Source organism: Gemella haemolysans, from assembly GCF_901873445.1.
Classification (GTDB): domain Bacteria; phylum Bacillota; class Bacilli; order Staphylococcales; family Gemellaceae; genus Gemella; species Gemella haemolysans_C.
Genome location: NZ_CABFLN010000029.1, coordinates 1 through 18,838 on the forward strand (window position 1 = coordinate 1; position 18,838 = coordinate 18,838).

An 18,838-nucleotide genomic window follows, 5' to 3' on the forward strand; every position below is an offset into this window, starting at 1 on the left:
TTTAAATAAGACGTATTTAAAAAAGATAGAAAACTATTATAAAGTAAATGATAATAGCGTCAGATATAGTACTGCTTATGAGAAATACAAGAGTAAAGACATAATAACAGAAAATATAACGCAAAATACTCTAGTGTTATTAGGATCTTCAGAATTGACTGCAACAATTAATGAGAAATATCATCCTAATAAAATATTTAATTATGAAGATTTTAACATTATGCAGATTGGAACAGGATATTCACAAAATATTGTTCAAGCATCAACGTTAGGTTCTATAGAAAGTGCTATGAAAAATAGAAGAGTTGCAATAGTAGAGTCGGTGCAATGGTTTGCTAAGGGCGGTTTGCAAAACGATGCTTTTTTAAATAAATCTTCACAAGAGCATATATATAATACTATGGCTAATGATAAAATTAGTAAAGAAACAAAAGAAAAGTTTATTAATAGAGTAATTGAACTAACTAGTAATAATAAAGGACAGAATGACATATATAAGAAATATAAAGAGTACTTTATTGAAAATAAGGGAAGCTTTATAGGAGAGAAAGTTCTAGAGTTAGATAAGGATATATATTCATTTAAGAATAAGATTCAGTTTTATACAAATAAAGGAAAAATAGATTATCCTCTTTCTGGACAAAATACACCTGATTATGATTGGGGTACTATGATTGATGAGTTTGTAGAAAAAGTTAAAGAAACTACAAATAATAATGATTATGCGGTGGATAATAAATATTATGATACATATTTAGCTAAAAATTATCCTTCTTTTGAAAATTCAAATAAGGAATTAAGTTACTTAGATTCACCAGAATACACTGATTATAAAATATTCCTTGATATTGCGAAAGAATTAGGGATGGAAGTCGAGGTAATAATTTTCCCTGTTAATGGAAAATGGAATGATTATACTGGAGTCTCTAAGGAAATGCGAGAGCAAACGTATAGAAAAATTGAAGAAATAGCGAAAAAATATGCTAATGTTAAAGTTTTAAACTATGGTAATCGTGAATATGATGACTATTTCCTATTTGATGTAATGCATGTGGGTGTGAAAGGATGGATGGAAGTTGAAAGAGAGCTTTACAAATTTGCAAAACAAAATTAGTGATAACTTAAAATTAATTTTATGGGTGATATTCTTTTATGTGTTAATTATGGGAATAATTATTTATTGTTTTGTAACTGATTTTTCAAATGTTCAAGAATATGTATATAGTGAGTTTTAATTAAATTATTTAAATGTAAATATTTAATAATAGTGATAATAGATTGTGCTATGCTTAGTATGTGTGGTACAATCTATTTATATTTAGGATTAAGGAGAAGTTATGGATATCTTTGTATTATTATTATTTTCGATATTAGTATATTTATTGCCAAACAATAATGATTACTTGGGTGTGAAGTCCACAACAGGGTTAAAAGGATTTCTTGCCATAGGAATAGTATTTCATCACTTATCACAGTCGGTGAGTACTGGAGGAGAATTTATTAACTTTAAATATATGGGAACGTATATAGTTTCGATTTTTTTATTTTTATCTGCATATGGATTATACGTGCAAAATGAAAGAAAAAAGAATTATTTAAATAACTTTTTAACCAAACGGTTAGCTAGAGTTGTTATTCCAGCTTTATTTGTTTCAGGAATATATATAGCTTATTTTGTATTTAATAAACAAACATTACCGATTAGTTATTTTATTAATCTTTTAGTAAAAGGGGCAACGATAATAGCGAATGGTTGGTTTGTAGATGTAATCATTTTATTGTACATGTTCTTTTATATATCGTTTAAAGTTTTTAGTAATAAAGGAAGTGCAATATTTTGTAATACAATTTTTGTGATAATTTATATTATTTTAGCTATAATTTTAAAATATGATTTTTGGTGGTATAACAGTACTTTACCTTTTGTAGTCGGATTAGTTTGGGGGAAATATAAAGCAAATATTGATGATTTGTTAAATAATAATTACTTTATATTGTTAATGATATTAACGGGATTATTATTTATATCTCATCATTATGATTTTTTATTGAGAAGAATGGATTTGGTGAATAAATATAGTTTGGCGTTAGTAGCGAATGTAGATAATGTTATCTTTACTATTTTCTTTATCTTGATAGTTAGAAAAATAGATTTTTCTAATAAGTATTTACTGTTTTTAGGTAAGATTTCATTTGAGTTATATATGATCCATGGATTAGTGATATCAATAGTTGGAAAGTATTTTATAACATCTAGGTTAAATGATATTATATTTACTATTTTGGTTTTGACAGTTAGTATTTTTCTAGCGTGGGTAATCAATGGAATAATTAAGAAAATTAGTATTAAGACAACCTAATTTGGATTGTCTTTTTTACTAGGTTTTCTTCTGTTATATTTAGAAATGTGTTATAATAAGAAGATAGAATAAATATGAAAAACTGTCTATAAACATTCAGTTAATAAGTAAGGTGAAAGATGAATATTGATAATAGATTTGAAACAGAAGTGGTAAAAAAGTATAGAGCTTCGATAGAAAAGAAGAAAGTATCGTTATTTCTAAAATTACTTTTTGATAAGGTGCTGGCATTAATTTTGCTTATTCCTTTATCGCCGATAATTTTAGGAATAGCTATCTGGATAAAACTTGATAGTGAAGGGCCTGTGTTTTACAGGCAAGAGCGTATAACTACATATGGCAGAACTTTTAGAATCTTTAAGTTTAGAACTATGGTTAAAGATGCGGATAAGCTTGGAACAGCTGTTACTCAGCAAAATGATCCTCGTATTAGTAAGGTAGGACATAAGCTTCGCAAACTTCGCCTTGACGAACTTCCTCAACTTATAAACGTACTAGTAGGTGATATGAGTTTTGTTGGAGTAAGACCTGAAGTCGCAAAGTATGTAGATAAATATACTGATGAAATGAATGCAACATTACTTCTTCCAGCAGGAATAACTTCTCCAGCGAGTATCGAATACAAAGATGAAGATGAAGTTATTGAGAAGTTCAAAGGAAGTGGAAGAAGTGTAGATGAAATCTATGTGGAGGAAATTCTTCCAGATAAGATGAAATATAACTTAAAGTACATTGAAGAATTCAGTGTTATAAATGATATTAAAATAATGATAGGAACTGCTATAGCGGTTGTTAAATAAAATTAAAATGGTTAAAGTTAAATTTTAATAATTAGGAGTTTGAGATGAAAAAATATAATATACCATTTTCGCCACCAGATATTAGTGATGGAGAAATTAATGAAGTAATAGATACTTTAAAATCAGGTTGGATTACAACAGGACCGAAGACAAAAGAATTAGAAAGAAGACTATCAGAATTTACGGATACACCTAAAACGGTTTGTCTTAATTCTGCAACTGCAGCGCTAGAATTAACATTACGTGTTCTAGGTATCGGTGAAGGTGATGAAGTTATCGTTCCTGCGATGACATACACAGCTTCTTGTAGTGTGATTTACCATGTTGGAGCAAAGGCTGTTATCGTTGATATTGCTGAAGATAGTCACGAGATGGACTATGATGCTTTAGCTGATGCTATTACTGAGAATACTAAAGCTGTTATTCCTGTTGATTTAGCGGGGATTCCATGTGATTATGACAGGATTTTCGAAGTTGTTGAGAGTAAGAAATACTTATTCAAAGTTAATAGTGAATATCAAGAAAAGCTTGGAAGAGTAGCTGTTGTTGCTGATGGAGCTCATGCTTTAGGAAGTACTTATAAAGGTAAGAAAATTGGTTCCGTAGCTGATTTTACTACATTTTCATTCCACGCTGTGAAAAACTTCACTACTGCTGAGGGTGGAAGTGTAACTTGGAAAGAAAATGAAAACTTTGATAATGAAGAGTTATATAGAGAATATCAAATATATTCACTTCATGGTCAAACAAAAGATGCATTAGCTAAAACAAAAGCAGGATCATGGGAATATGATATTGTTATTCCTGGATATAAATGTAATTTAACTGATATCGCAGCATCTATAGGATTAGTTCAATTAGATCGTTATCCTAAACTTTTAGAACGTCGTGAAGATATTATTAATCAGTACAATAAAGGATTCGAAGGGACAAGAATTACAGCTCTAAGTCACAGTTCAGAAGATTATAAATCTTGTGGGCACCTGTATATAACTCATGTTGAAGGTGCTACATTTGAACAACGTGGTGAAATAATTATAAAAATGGCAGAGCGTGGAATTAGCTGTAATGTTCACTATAAACCATTACCGTTATTAACTGCGTATAAAAACTTAGGATTTGACATTGAAAACTATCCTAACGCATATAATTACTATGTAAAAGAAATAACATTACCTTTACACACTAGACTTAGTGATGAAGATGTAGCTGTTATTATTGAAAACTTCAAGGGAATAGTCGAGGAGGTAGTAGGTGAGTAGTTGTGGGAATGAATTAATAAGTATAATAGTACCTGTATATAATATTGAACAATACTTAGAAAAATGTGTAAATTCAATAATAAATCAAACATATAAAAATTTAGAAATAATTTTAGTAGATGATGGAGCTACTGATAATAGTGGTAAAATGTGCGATGAGTTAGCGAAATTAGACAACAGGATAAAGGTATATCATAAAAAAAATGGTGGTTTATCAGATGCAAGAAACTATGGTGTAGAAAGAGCGACTGGAGAATATATCGGATTTGTAGACAGCGATGATTATATAGATGAAGAAATGTATGACAAATTATATGAAGCTATAAAAAAAGAGAATACTGATGTAGCTGAATGTAATTTTAGATTTATTTATTCTAATAGAATTGCAAATTATACAGAGGATAACTATTATTTAGTATTGAATAGAGATGAGTATACAAAAGAATATATAATTATGAATAAACTTTTTGGTTCTGCATGTACAAAATTGATAAGGAGTGATTTGGCTAAGAAAATTAAATTTCCAAAAGGAAAGCTGTATGAGGATAGTTTTTATTCATTAGAATTAATGAAAAAAGCTAGAAATTTTGTTATATTTGATAGTCCTTATTATAATTATGTAATGAGAGAAAATAGTATTACAAATTCAAAATTTAATGAGAAAAACTTAGATTTAATAGAAATTGCTGATGATATTTACGATTATGTTGTATCGACATATCCTTATCTAAAAAAAGAGGCTGACAGACGAAAAATGTATTCTTATTTTAATACATTAGATGCTATAATTTTGAGTCCAGAGTACAACAATAAAACTTATTTCAATAATATAAAAGCATATTTTCATAAAAATTTTTTACAGTTACTTATAAATAATAAAATTTCGATTAATAGGAAGATAAGATTATTGATAATGTTAATAAATAAAAAAATGTATAAAAAAATATTACTTAAACATCATAGAAAGCTGATGGGGAAATAAATTATGTTAAATAAGGAAACGCTGTACATTTTTAATACTCAATATCAATTTTTAATAGCGTTGATAAAAGTAAAAGAGGATGGCACAGATTCATTAGCGATTGTTAATAGAAGATTAGATGAACGTATAGAAAGAATATTGATGACAGAAAAAGTTGTAAAAGATATTATACATATAGATGAGAGTATTTTTGCTTTTTGTAAATCTATATCTAAAAGGCGAGAATTGAAAAAAAAATTGAAAAAATTTGATAAAGTAGATATATTTATTGATCATTTTACAATAGGGGCTTATCTAGGTAAATATAAGATTTCATATAATACAATTGAAGATGGTTATAATTTTTTTATGTATGAATATAGAGATTTTAGGGATAAACTTTTTACAAAAGAAGCAACCATTCAAGATTATAAAGAATTTATTAAACATTTACTGTTTTGTAAAAAGAACAAACCTGGTTTCGGTAAGTATTGTCAATCCATAGAAGTAAATGACATATCAGTAGTTCCAAAAGATGAAAGATATCATAAGTTTAAAGAAGTACCAAGAAAAGTATTATTTAGTAATATAAGTGAAGAAAGAAAACAATTAATATTGAGAGTCTTTGATGTTGAAGCGTTGTCTGAAGTAAAAGATAAATCAGTTTTAATTTTAACACAACCACTTAGTATAGATGGTCTTTTGACCAGTGATAAAAAACAATATGGATTTTATAAGAAGATTTGTAATAGATACTTATCTGAGGGCTATGAAGTGTACTTAAAACCTCATCCAAGAGATAGTGTTACTTATGAAAAAATGAATGGAGTAAAACTAATTGCACAGAGTGTACCGATGGAACTAATTGAGATGGTGAGTGATGTTAAATTTGAACGAATAATAACGCACTCATCAACTGCAATAAACTTCTTAACATGTGGCAAGGAAAAGGAAATATTTTTTGATTTTAATACGAGAGAGTATGATGAGAAATTATTAGAAAAATACAATATAAATAAGGATGAACTGTAATGAAGAAGAACAAACTATTAAGTTCTAGTTTGGCATATACAATAGGTAATTTATTAATACAAGGATTAAGTTTCATAACACTTCCGATATATACAAGAGTAATGACTCAAGAAGACTATGGTAATTATAATTTATATAGTTCTTGGGTTGGAATATTTTCTATATTCATTGGACTTCAGATAGTAGGAAGTTTCAGTATAGCGAAAATAAAATATGAGAATAGATTTAAAGAATATATCGCCACAAGTACAAGTGTAGCTACAATATTTTTTGTATTATTTTCTGCAGTTTGTTTGATGCTTAGTACTTACTTAGAAAAGATATTAGGATTTTCAACAGGAATATTAATATTCATTTTAATTCAAGGATACTTCAGTCACTTACAAGGAAGCTTATCACAGTATTATATTCAAACACAAGAAACCAAAAAACAACTTATATTATCATTCTTTATGTCATTTGGAAATGTAGTATTATCACTATTATTCCTATTCACACTAAAAAATGATTTTCTAGCTAGAATATTAGGAGGAATAATACCCGGGATAGTTGTAGGTATAATTTTTTTAATATTTATTTACAAAAATAGTAGTGTGATACTAGATAAGAAATATGTTAGCTTCATATTGATTACATCAATCCCTTTAGTATTTCATATTCTGGGGCACAACTTACTAAGTCAATTAGATAGAATAATGATAGGAAGTTATATGACATCCAAAGAAGTTGCGATATATAGTTTTGGGTATTCGCTAGGAAGTATAGTGTCGATAGCGTTAATGAGTATGAATACTGCATGGATTCCATGGTTTTTTGAGGAAAAGAAAAAAGGAAATGTTGATCTGATTAATAAATATAAGGAAAGATATTTGTTAATAGGAGTATTTTTAACAATAGGATTCTTATCTGTCTTTCCAGAATTAGTGTCAATAATGGGTAGTGCGGATTATAAGAGTAGTAGAGATTTTGTGGTATTAATAGTGATAAGTTGTTTTATAGTATTTTTATATACTTTTCCAGTTAATATTCAATTTTATCACGAAAATACAAAATTTATCCCAATAGGAACTCTTTTAGCTGCCGGTATAAACTATATATTAAACTATATATTAATCCCAAAAAGTGGTATATATGGAGCTGCGATAGCTACAGTAGCTTCGTATGTATTATTATTGGTGTTTCATCATTTGATAGCTAAAATAAAATACAGATACAATGAGATAAGCTTTATCCAATATTTAATTCTTACAGGAGTAGTAAGTATTTACGGTATATTCGCAAATATATTTATAGATAATTTACTAATAAGATGGGGTGGATGTTTAGTTGTATTTATAGTACTAGTTTTATACTATAAGGAAGATGTAGAAGAGATAATGAAAAAAGTAAAAATTAGGAGATAACAATGGTATATATAATAGCGGAAATAGGATGTAATCACAATGGTGACTTTAACCTGGCGAAAAAAATGGTAGATGTCGCAGTCGAATGCGGAGTAGATGCCGTTAAATTCCAAACATTTAAGGCAGATTTATTAATATCTAAGTATGCACCTAAAGCAGAATATCAGAAGAAAACAACAGGAACAGAAGATAGTCAACTTGAGATGACAAGAAGACTAGAACTTAGTTTTGAAGAATATTTAGAACTTAGAGACTATTGCTTAGAAAAAGGAGTAGACGTATTTTCTACACCATTTGATGAAAAATCATTAGATTTTCTAATTAGTACTGATATGCCAGTATATAAAATACCGTCAGGAGAAATTACAAATCTACCGTACTTAGAAAAAATAGGAAAACAAAATAAAAAGGTAATTCTATCAACAGGTATGGCGACTTTAGAAGAGATACATGCAGCAGTAAAAATATTAGAAGATAATGGAACAGAGGATATTTCAATCCTACATTGTACTACAGAGTATCCAACAAAATATCCAGACTTAAACCTAAATGTTATTACAACATTAAAAAAAGAATTTCCAAATCAAAAAATAGGATATTCAGATCACAGTATAGGATATGAAGTACCGATAGCGGCAACGACTTTAGGAGCTGAAATAATAGAAAAACACTTCACATTGGATAATGATATGCCAGGTCCGGACCATAAGGCTAGTGCGACACCTGATATATTAGAAAGACTAGTAAAAGGTGTAAGAATAGTAGAAATGTCACTTGGGAAATATGAAAAAGAGCCAGTGGAGGCTGAAATAAAAAATAAAATAGTGGCAAGAAAATCAATAATAGCTAAAAAAGCTATAAAAAAAGGAGAAGTATTTACAGAAGAGAATATCACAACAAAACGTCCAGGAAATGGGATAAGTCCGATGAATTGGTATGATATTCTAGGAAAAGTTAGCGAATATGACTTCGAAGAAGATATGTTAATTAAACATAGCGAATTTAAAAATCAAGAGTAAGAGGTAAGATAGATGAAAAATGTATGTGTAGTAACAGGTTCACGAGCAGAATATGGAATAATGAGAGCGTTACTTTTAAAACTAAATAAAGAACAAAAGATAAAGCTTGATGTAGTAGTTACTGCCATGCATTTAGAAGAAAAGTATGGTAATACATACAAACAGATAGAAGAAGACGGGCTAAATATAATAAAAAAAATCCCGTTAAATTTAGAAAATACATCAAAAAAATGCGTAAGCAGATCGCTAGCTATATTAACAACAGGGTTATCAGAGTTATTTGAAGAAGTTAAGTATGATTTAATTATTATACTTGGAGATAGATATGAGATGCTTCCAGTAGTAAATGTAGCATTAATATACAATATACCAGTATGTCACTTACATGGTGGAGAAAAAACATTAGGTAACTTTGATGAATCAATTAGGCATGCGATAACAAAGATGAGTCACCTTCATTTGGTAGCTAGTGAAGAATTTAAAAAAAGGGTAATACAACTAGGTGAGGAAGAACATAACGTATATAATATAGGGGCTATGGGTGTAGAAAATGTAATAAAGCAAGATTTTCTAACGAAGAAGGAATTAGAAGAAACTTTAGGAATCAAGTTAGAAGAAGAGTACTATGTACTACTATTTCACCCAGTAACTTTAGAAGATGGAGGGGCATTGAAGCAAATCCAAACGCTTCTAGAAGTATTATCAGAACAGACAAAACAGGTTATATTCATAGGATCAAATTCAGATACTGATTCAGATAAGATAATGAATGAGATAGAGAAATATACTATGAAAAACAATAATTCAAAAATGTTTATCTCTTTAAAACCAAGAGAATATCATTCATTGGTAAAACACTCAAAAGGATTAGTAGGAAATTCATCATCAGGTTTAATAGAAATTCCATCGTTAAAGGTTCCAACATTAAACATTGGAAATAGACAATTAGGACGATTACGAGGACCAAGTGTAGTAGATGTAGATACGACAAAAGAAAGTATACAAAAAGGACTAAAAGAATTATCAAATATAAGAAATTTTTATAATCCATATGAACAAGAAAATTCAATAGAAAAAGCCAAATTAGCAATATTAGATTATTTATCAAAAGACAAAAGTATAATTAAAGAATTTAATGATATGATGGAGGGGAGATAATGAAGCAAAGAGTAGCATTTATAGGAGCAGGAAGCCATTCAGATGCAGTAAAACCCCATTTAGATATATATAACTATGAATTTGTAGGATATTTTGATGACAAGGATATCGAAGAATATAAAGGATATCCAATACTAGGAAAAACAAATGATGTATTAAAATGTCTTCATGAGAAAAAAATAGATAAAGTCTTTATAACAATAGGTGATAATGAAAAAAGAAAAGAATTATTTGACTTAGTAAATGAAAAATATCCAGATGCATTTATAAACATAGTAAGCAGAGAAGCAACTATACTAACGGATTCAAGTATAAAAGGAAAAGGAATATTCATAAGCAGGTGTTTTATAGGATCTGAAGTAGAAATTTACGATAATTCAATAGTAAATACAGGAGCAATAGTAGAACATCATACAGTAATAGCCCCACATTGTAACATCACCCCAGGAGCGATACTTAATTTTTGTAAATTAGGAGAAGGAGTTTATGTAGGTAGTGGAAGCACAATAATACAATTAGTAGAAATAGCACCATATACAATAATAGGAGCAGGGGCAACGGTAGTAAAAACAATAAAAGAAAGTGGAACCTATGTAGGAGTACCTGCGAGAAGAATTAAATAAGGAGAAGAGAAATGAGAGCAGTATGTTTAATACCAGCACGAAGTGGATCAAAAGGATTGAAAAATAAAAATATGTTATTTTTTGATGGAAAACCATTAATATTCCATACAATAGATGCGGCGATAGAATCAGGATGCTTTGCCAAAGAAGATATATATGTAAGTTCAGATTCACAATTATACTTAGATATATGTAAAACAAGAGGAATAAGCACAATACTTAGAGATCCAGAGTTATCAAAAGATACTACACCGTCAAACTCAGTAGGATTAGATTTTCTAAGTAGATTTGATGAAGATGTAGTGTACGTACTACTACAATTAACATCACCATTAAGAAGTGCAAAACAAATTCAAGAAGCGATGAGACTATTTGAAGAATCAAGAGAAGAAGGTGTGGAAAATGTAGTAAGTTATGTAGAATTAGATAAATCTCCAAGATTATTTACAAGCTTAGATGAAAACAACTATATTCAAGAAAGCTTTGCGGCAGACAGAGGGTATAGAAGACAAGATGAGAAAAAATTATACAGAACTAATGGAGCTATATATATAACTACTAAAAGTTTCTATGAAAAAAATATAAGCTATTTAACACCTAAAACAAAAGCTTACTTAATGGATAAAGAAAGCTCATATGACATTGACGATAGAAGTGATTTTATAGGAGCAATAGGAAGTAGATACTTTAATTATGAATTAAGAGAACAAAGAAATAAGAATTTTTATAAAGAAAAATATAAAGAATTCAAAAATACAGAATTAAAAGAGAATATAATTTTTGGTGATTCAAGATTAGCTAAACTAGAGTTAGAAGGGTATAGCAACTTAAGTTTAGGAGGAGTAACATTAGCTACTCTATTAGAAAACCTAGATCAGTATAGTGATGTGCAAATTAAGAAGATGTTAGTATCACTAGGTGTTAATGATATAATATCAAATTATAATAAAGAGACAATAAAAGAAAATTATAAAAAATTATTATTAGAAACAGATAAAAGAAATATAGAATTAACTCTAACGGCAATCGGGTATACACTATTTAGAGATAGTGTAGACAATGAAATAGTTAGAGAGTTAAATGAATGGTTAGAAGATTTTACAAGAGAGAACAAAATAAAGTTAATTGATATAAACAAAGGGCTTTCTGAAGATTGTCATTTGAGATATGAATATACAAATGATGGGCTACATTATAATGATGAAGGTGAGAAAGTGTTGATTAAACAGATTAAGGAGAGGGTTATAAAGTAATGAAGAGTTTATTGAGTAAAGAAAAAGTAATAGAGCTGTTTTTTAAGTATCCGATAGCATACTTTTCAATATTTTTCTTATATGCAACTAGATCACAGTTTTATATGATAAATAATATACAAATTTATGATTCGATTATTCATAACCTGTTAATTTTTTGGGGATTGATAATAATTCTTTATTATTTGATAACCAACAGGAATATATTTAATAATAAAAAAAAGTTTTTATTTATGTGGATAGCTTCTAGTGTTATAACTATTTTTGTAAATATATTCCAAATTAGGTTTGATTCTATTAGATCTGCAATATTAACTACTATTGTTATTATTACTTTTCTTAATAGCTATAGAATACTTAGAGGAAAATATACTGATGTAATAGTATTTAAGTATGTATTTTATCCGAGTATTTTTCTTAAGTTTATAAGTAGCATAATTTCATTGGGTATGTATTTTTATAATATAAGTATGTTTGTAATTTCAGAGTTACCAAGTCCATATACATATGGAATACGTTATGTATCCCTTGGTAATGATACGTATAATTTATTATTATATGGTACATTTTTTAGTCCGAATAAAGAAGTAATGCAAGCAATACCATTAATGATGATTGCATTGTATATACTTTTAAGTAAAAAGATAGTAGTAAATAGATTTGAAAAAATAATACTGAGTGTATTTAGTGTTATTGAGTACATTGTTGTTGCATTGTGTAATTCTAGAGGCGCACTATACTCAATAATAGTAGTTTTTTTAATGTATATTCTTAGTATTATTATAAAAAAAGTAAAAGGGAATAGTAAAGTATCAATAAAACAGGTTTTTATGTTAATAATATCACTATTTATAATGGTATTGGGGTATAATGAAGTAAAAGTAATTTCAGCAACTTCAGTTAGTAAAGTAGAGTATAAGCGTTATATTTATGAAAAAATTAACGGTAATATTATAAAACTTAGTGAAGAAGAGATTAAAAATAATGTTGAATATGAAAAGTATAGAGGTAAAATTTTTGAATACAATCCAGTAGATAAGAAAGATAAAATAGAGGAGGAAATAAGGGATAAAATCGTAATAGATAAAGAAGATTCTGGTGAAGAATTAGGGAATGGAAGGATTTCAATTTGGAAAGAAACGTTACGGTTATATATAAAAAAACCTTTGTTTGGAATAGGGCAAGGGATGAATACTGAATTTGCCAAGAAATTTGATTCTGATGAATTCCCTATATTAAATGCTGGAATCGCTATTCACAATAGTTACTTGGCGTTATTGTTATCACAGGGGCTAGTGGGAATGTTGATAGTATTTTTATGGATGTCTAAGCTATTGATTGAATTTTTAAAATTTGAGTTAAAGACTAATTGTATTGAATTTTCTATATTGCATATGAGTTTATATTTTATTTTGATTGTATCTTTATTTTTAGATGTTATTTTTATACGTGATGAATTTACACAGCTGATAATGTTATTTAATATAGGATATTTGACATACACAAAAGGAGAATATGATGAAAGAAAGAATAAGTGTAATAGTACCTGTATATAATGTTGAAAAATACTTAGAAAAATGTGTAAATTCAATAGTAAATCAAACATATAAAAATCTAGAAATAATTTTGGTAGATGATGGAGCTACTGATAATAGTGGTAAGTTATGTGATGAATTAGCCAAGATAGACAATAGGATAAAGGTGTATCATAAAGAAAATGGTGGTTTATCAGATGCAAGGAACTACGGTGTAGAAAGGGCAACTGGTGATTATATAGGATTTGTAGATAGTGATGACTATATAGATGCAGAAATGTACGAGAAACTGTATGAAGCTATAAAAAAAGAAAATGCAGATGTAGCTGAATGTAATCTAAAAATAATATATCCAAATAGAGTAGAATTATATACTAATGAAAAATATTTTAAGGTTTGCACAAAACAAGAGTATTTGGAAGAATATTTGAAAATAGAAAAAGTTTTTGGCTCTGTATGGACAAAGTTAATAAAGAGTGATATAGCAAAAAAATTAGTATTCCCCAAAGGGAAGTTATATGAGGATACTTACTATGCATATGATTTAATAAATGTTGCGGATAGTTATGTCATAATGGATGCGCCATACTATAATTATTTTATGAGAGAAAATAGTATAACAAATGCAAAATTTAATCTTAGAATATTTGATCTTATAGAGATAGTTGAGGAATTCCACAACACAGTTTATGAAAATTATCCTGAATTAGAAAAAGCGGCTGATTGTCGTAAAATGTATGCATATTTTTCAGTTTTAAATAGTATATTATTAGAAGATGAATTTAAAAATAATAGTTTTTATCCTCAGATAGTTAATTATTTCAAAGAAAATTATATAAAATTGTTGAGAAATAAATATATAACTCGAAATAGGAAGTTAAGTATATTATTAATTAAGATAAATATTAATCTTTATAGAAGAGTATTGATGAAATATAAAGTAATTTTAGCGGGTAATTAGGAGGGATTTATGGATAATGAGTTAATAAGTATAATTGTTCCGGTATATAAGGTAGAAAAATACTTAGAAAAGTGTGTGAAATCCATATTAAAACAAACTTATACAAATCTAGAAATAATTTTAGTAGATGATGGTTCTCCTGATAAATGTGGACAATTATGTGATGAACTTGCTAAAACCGATGATAGAATAATAGTATTTCATAAAGAAAATGGTGGTCTATCAGATGCTCGAAATTTCGGAGTAGAGAGAGCAAATGGAGAGTACATTGGTTTTGTAGATAGTGATGATTATATTCATGAAAGCATGTACGAAGAGCTATATAAAGCTATAAAGAAATCAGGAACGTCTATTGCGGAGTGCGGAGTAACTAGGGTTTATAAAAACACATTAAGACCTCATTATGAAGGTGAAGACTATTTTCTAGTTTTAGATAGAGAAGGGTATTTGAAAGAATACTTAGAAAATAAGAGATTGTATGGATCAGCGTGGTGTAAATTAATTCATAAAGATTTAGCAAAAAAAATAAAATTTCCTACCGGAAAGATTTATGAGGATGCTTTTTATACCTTAGAACTTTTGAAAACTGTTGATAGATATACTCTTATAAGCGGAAACTATTATTATTACTATATAAGAGAGAATAGTATAACTACAAGACCGTTTAGTTCAAAGGATATGGATTATATAGAAATAATGGATAAAATAAAAGACTACACTTTATCTAATTTTTCAATGCTTAAAGATAAACTATTTATTAGATTGACATTTGCCTATTTGTCTATATTTAATCAGTTAATAGTAACAGATAATTATAAAATAAAAAATGAGTATAAAGTACTGAAAAATAAGTTGAAAGATAGTTGTTTCAAAGTTTTAGTTAATAAGAAAGCACCTGGAAATTTAAAGGCTGCTATATTGTTATTGAGTATCAATGAAAGATTATATAAATTTATGTTATCAAAATATAAAAAGTATGAGAGTAATGAATAAAATGTAAAGAGGAAGTCAATGAAAAAAGTATTAATAGTCATTCCATCTTACTCTAAGGGTGGTGGTGCAGAAAAAATCTTATCAAATATCTTGAATAATGGTGATTTTTCTGAGTACCAAATAGATATAGTGGAAATTGATAGAGGGAACAATGGCTTAGAAGATTTACCTGAAAATATAAAGGTGATTAAAAGTTATTATCATGAAAAGTATCCAAATATAATACGTTTTATTTTAGAACAATTTGGAAAAAGATTTCCCAGAGCATTAAGAAAATATTTGATAAAAAAAGATGATTATGATGTAGAAATAATGTTTGAGGTTATGTACCCGGATATTCCATTTTCAAAGAGGAATATAAAAAAAATATATTGGGTACATGGGAGTATAGAAGATTTTTCTAATACTTGGAGAGAAAATAGATTTAGAGAATATTTTTCGGATGCTACGAAAATTGTATCAATTTCTAATAAAACAGAGAAATCGATATTAAATTTATATCCTAATCAGAAAGCTAAGATGATTCGCATATACAATGGTTATAAATTTAATGAGATAATTGAAAAATCAAAAGAGGGAATTTCAGAAAATATACCGGGAAAATCAATTTGCTCTATAGGAAGAATAGAAGAGCAAAAAGGTTCGGATAGAACCCTAGAACTAGTGAGAATACTTCATGAAAAAGGATATAAATATCATATGTATTATATAGGAACTGGAGTATTGGAAGAAACCTTGAAGAGTAGAGTTGAAAAATATAATTTAACGGAGTATATTCATTTTGTTGGGTATCAAAAAAATCCTTATAAATATCTAAAACATATGAAATGTCTTGTTTCAATGTCAAAACAGGAAGGTTTTCCTGGTGTTTATGTGGAGGCTTTATCGCTAAATGTTCCTTTTGTTTCTACAGATGTAGGCGGTGCAGAAGAACTTTCTCGAGATGGGAAATTTGGAAAAATAATTTATAATGATGAACAAGCGGTAGAAGAGATAATAAGGTATGTTGAAAGAACTCAAGAATGTGAAAAAGGTATAAAAGAATTTTTAAATAAATTATCTTTAGAAAAACAGGTTCAAGAGTTTAAAAAACTACTTGTTATGGAGGAAAGGACTAAAGTATAGAATGTTGTCTAATCTAGTTAAAAAAATTATTGTTTATCTTTTTTTATTGTAAATAGTTATATTATGTTTGTATTGTTTTATAAAAATACAGTAGGATATTTTTATAAAACAAAAGTAGCGGAAAAAAATGGTGAACTTTTATTCATAGGAGTTGGATTTCTACTAGTTCTATTCTGTATTTTGAAAAAATTCGTAAAAAATAATGAGATAAAGCATAATAAACTGTTGATAATTTTATCTGTTCTTTTTTTGGTTATAATCTAATAAAAGGTAAATTCTATTCTTTTATTGTTGGATTTGATATCTATATAGCTGTCTCAAATGCAATCAATATAGTAGAGACAGGGGAGTGGATAAACAAAGATATATATATATTATTCTGAAAGTTATCCCAATACAGTATTTTTAGTTTTATTTTTGACTATTATAGGTAAAGTCTCGTATATATTCTTAGAATATTTTTCTCCAATGCTAGTAATTACAATAATATCTTTCTGTACAGTTCTTACAGGTGTATTATTGTTTCTGGTGATATATATGCTATTTTCAGATGTTAAATTATCTTGGATAGGATATACTTTGTATACAATTATTGTAATTTTTTCACCTTGGCAAGCTGTTATTTATTCAGACTCATTGGGGGTTATAGTACCTATATTAATTATATATATATGCTAGTAAAAGAAAAGAAGAGAGAAAATTACTTGATGGTATTAGGATTCTTTATAATTATTGGATATAGTCTAAAATCGCATACAATTATTGTAGGTATAGGGATATTTATATATGAGTTGATAGTTTTAATTGGAAAAAAGCGACTTAGCTATATTAAAATAATAAAGTTACTATTTGGTGCTATATTATCAGTAGTAATAATAAATGCTTTATCTTATGATGTGAAAGAATAGTTAAATTTAGAAAAAAGAGTAGGATACTTACATTATATGAAATTAGGATTAAATATAGAATCTATGGGGCTATATAGTGATAAAGTTTATTCAGATAGTATAAAACAAGATAGTAATCTTAATAGAGATTCATTTAATAATAAAATCATAAAAGATAGTATAAATATGATGAGTAAAATGGATTTTAATAATCATTTTACGCATAAGACCCCTTATTAATTTTAATGATGGCACATTTGGATGGTCTTGGATGGCTATGAATAATCAATCTTCAATAGAAAAACAAAAAAGACAGAATATGATTTCAAATATTTTTCATAAAATTTATGGTCATAATACAGAATATAGTTATTATTTTTATTATGTATCACAGGTAGTGTGGATTTTGATCTTAACTCTAGGATTTTTTTCTGTATTTTCAAAGAATAGGTATAGGGTATTATTCTATGTATCTTATATCGGGATATTTTTATTTGTTAGTATATTTGAATCTTTGTCTAGGTATTTATTTGTAAATGTTCCGATATTCATTATAGTTTCAATATATGGAATTGACAGTATAGATAAATTGATTATGGTATGTAAGAGGAAATTAAAAATATTGTAAACACATTGTAATATTATTATGGTAAGATTAGTTTTAGTAGAGTAGAAAGTATTAATAAAAGGATTTGAAATGGTAATATTATGAAAGTGAATAAATTTAAATTAGGATTAGGGATGTTAACAGTACTGGCTACACCGATAGCGATGAATGAATTATTAAGTAGTGAAGTAAATGCAGAGTATAGGGGGTCTATATTCTATAGTAATAACAGACCAGCAAACTGGTGGTATAACGATGGAACAAACTGGTATTTCTTCCAAAATGGTAAGAAGTTAACAGGATATGGAAAAGATAATACCGGAACACATTATTTTTATAATGGGAAATATGCGAACTGGTGGTACAATGACGGACAAGCGTGGTATTTTTTCCAAAATGGAAAAAAACTAACAGGATACGGAAAAGATAGCGCGGGAGCACATTATTTTGTAAATGGGAAGTATGCGAACGGGAAAATAGGAAATAAAGAGTATAGGGATGGAAAAGAAATCTCGGTAGAAAATAAAGTACCAACAAGAGGTTATGCAAATGGAGTATACTATGTAGATAGTAAAGTAGCGAACTGGTGGTACAATGACGGACAAGCGTGGTATTTCTTCCAGAATGGAAAGAAACTAACGGGATATGGAAAAGATAATGCCGGGATGCATTATTTCTATAATGGTAAGTATGCAAATTGGTGGTATAATGATGGAACGAATTGGTACTTTTTCCAAAATGGTAAGAAACTAACAGGATATGGAAAAGATAACGCCGGAACACATTACTTTGTAAATGGGAAATATGCAAACTGGTGGTATGATGATGGAACGAATTGGTATTTTTTCCAAAACGGTAA

18 protein-coding genes are annotated in these 18,838 nt (G+C 28.0%); all 18 read left to right on the forward strand.

The annotated features are described in order from the left end of the window. A partial coding sequence (dltD, locus tag JX287_RS04270) for a D-alanyl-lipoteichoic acid biosynthesis protein DltD (protein ID WP_204642575.1) occupies positions 1-1,114 on the forward strand: 1,114 nt, incomplete at its 5' end. A gap of 223 nt (positions 1,115-1,337) precedes the next feature. Further along, a complete protein-coding gene (locus JX287_RS04275; RefSeq protein WP_204642578.1) occupies positions 1,338-2,360 on the forward strand; it encodes an acyltransferase family protein in 1,023 nt (340 codons plus the stop codon). A gap of 119 nt (positions 2,361-2,479) precedes the next feature. Further along, complete coding sequence (locus JX287_RS04280) at positions 2,480-3,160, forward strand: sugar transferase (protein ID WP_204642582.1); 681 nt, start codon at positions 2,480-2,482, stop codon at positions 3,158-3,160. Positions 3,161-3,204: 44 nt separating this feature from the next. Further along, positions 3,205-4,422, forward strand: coding sequence for a DegT/DnrJ/EryC1/StrS family aminotransferase (locus JX287_RS04285; RefSeq protein WP_204642585.1), 1,218 nt, complete (start codon positions 3,205-3,207; stop codon positions 4,420-4,422). Then, on the forward strand, positions 4,415-5,404 hold the full coding sequence (locus JX287_RS04290) for a glycosyltransferase family 2 protein (protein WP_204642588.1): 990 nt from the start codon (positions 4,415-4,417) through the stop codon (positions 5,402-5,404). The genes JX287_RS04285 and JX287_RS04290 overlap by 8 nt, the downstream gene beginning before the upstream one ends. Before the next feature lie 3 nt (positions 5,405-5,407). Further along, complete coding sequence (locus tag JX287_RS04295; RefSeq protein ID WP_204642591.1) at positions 5,408-6,415, forward strand: glycosyltransferase family 52; 1,008 nt, start codon at positions 5,408-5,410, stop codon at positions 6,413-6,415. Beyond that, positions 6,415-7,818 carry a lipopolysaccharide biosynthesis protein gene (locus tag JX287_RS04300; protein ID WP_204642607.1) on the forward strand — a complete coding sequence of 468 codons (1,404 nt, stop codon included), beginning with the start codon at positions 6,415-6,417 and terminating at the stop codon, positions 7,816-7,818. The genes JX287_RS04295 and JX287_RS04300 overlap by 1 nt, the downstream gene beginning before the upstream one ends. 2 nt (positions 7,819-7,820) lie before the next feature. Further along, positions 7,821-8,837 (forward strand): N-acetylneuraminate synthase, encoded by a 1,017-nt coding sequence (neuB, locus tag JX287_RS04305; RefSeq protein ID WP_204642621.1) that lies wholly within the window; start codon positions 7,821-7,823, stop codon positions 8,835-8,837. Positions 8,838-8,849: 12 nt separating this feature from the next. Next, positions 8,850-9,995 carry a UDP-N-acetylglucosamine 2-epimerase gene (neuC, locus tag JX287_RS04310; RefSeq protein WP_204642634.1) on the forward strand — a complete coding sequence of 382 codons (1,146 nt, stop codon included), beginning with the start codon at positions 8,850-8,852 and terminating at the stop codon, positions 9,993-9,995. Then, positions 9,995-10,618 (forward strand): NeuD/PglB/VioB family sugar acetyltransferase, encoded by a 624-nt coding sequence (locus tag JX287_RS04315; protein WP_204642653.1) that lies wholly within the window; start codon positions 9,995-9,997, stop codon positions 10,616-10,618. The genes neuC and JX287_RS04315 overlap by 1 nt, the downstream gene beginning before the upstream one ends. Before the next feature lie 11 nt (positions 10,619-10,629). Further along, on the forward strand, positions 10,630-11,871 hold the full coding sequence (locus tag JX287_RS04320; RefSeq protein ID WP_204642656.1) for a cytidylyltransferase domain-containing protein: 1,242 nt from the start codon (positions 10,630-10,632) through the stop codon (positions 11,869-11,871). Positions 11,872-12,320: 449 nt separating this feature from the next. Beyond that, a complete protein-coding gene (locus tag JX287_RS04325; RefSeq protein WP_204642659.1) occupies positions 12,321-13,427 on the forward strand; it encodes an O-antigen ligase family protein in 1,107 nt (368 codons plus the stop codon). Beyond that, complete coding sequence (locus tag JX287_RS04330; RefSeq protein ID WP_239650331.1) at positions 13,390-14,367, forward strand: glycosyltransferase family 2 protein; 978 nt, start codon at positions 13,390-13,392, stop codon at positions 14,365-14,367. Before JX287_RS04325 ends, JX287_RS04330 begins: the two co-directional genes overlap by 38 nt. 9 nt (positions 14,368-14,376) lie before the next feature. Beyond that, positions 14,377-15,360, forward strand: coding sequence for a glycosyltransferase family 2 protein (locus tag JX287_RS04335; protein WP_204642665.1), 984 nt, complete (start codon positions 14,377-14,379; stop codon positions 15,358-15,360). Positions 15,361-15,378: 18 nt separating this feature from the next. After that, positions 15,379-16,485 (forward strand): glycosyltransferase, encoded by a 1,107-nt coding sequence (locus JX287_RS04340; RefSeq protein ID WP_204642668.1) that lies wholly within the window; start codon positions 15,379-15,381, stop codon positions 16,483-16,485. 671 nt (positions 16,486-17,156) lie between these two features. Continuing rightward, on the forward strand, positions 17,157-17,393 hold the full coding sequence (locus tag JX287_RS04345; RefSeq protein WP_204642671.1) for a hypothetical protein: 237 nt from the start codon (positions 17,157-17,159) through the stop codon (positions 17,391-17,393). A gap of 36 nt (positions 17,394-17,429) precedes the next feature. Continuing rightward, positions 17,430-17,612, forward strand: a complete 183-nt coding sequence (locus JX287_RS04350; protein WP_204642674.1) for a hypothetical protein — start codon at positions 17,430-17,432, stop codon at positions 17,610-17,612. Positions 17,613-18,080: 468 nt separating this feature from the next. After that, on the forward strand, positions 18,081-18,838 hold a 758-nt coding region (locus tag JX287_RS04355), incomplete at its 3' end, for a hypothetical protein (RefSeq protein WP_204642677.1).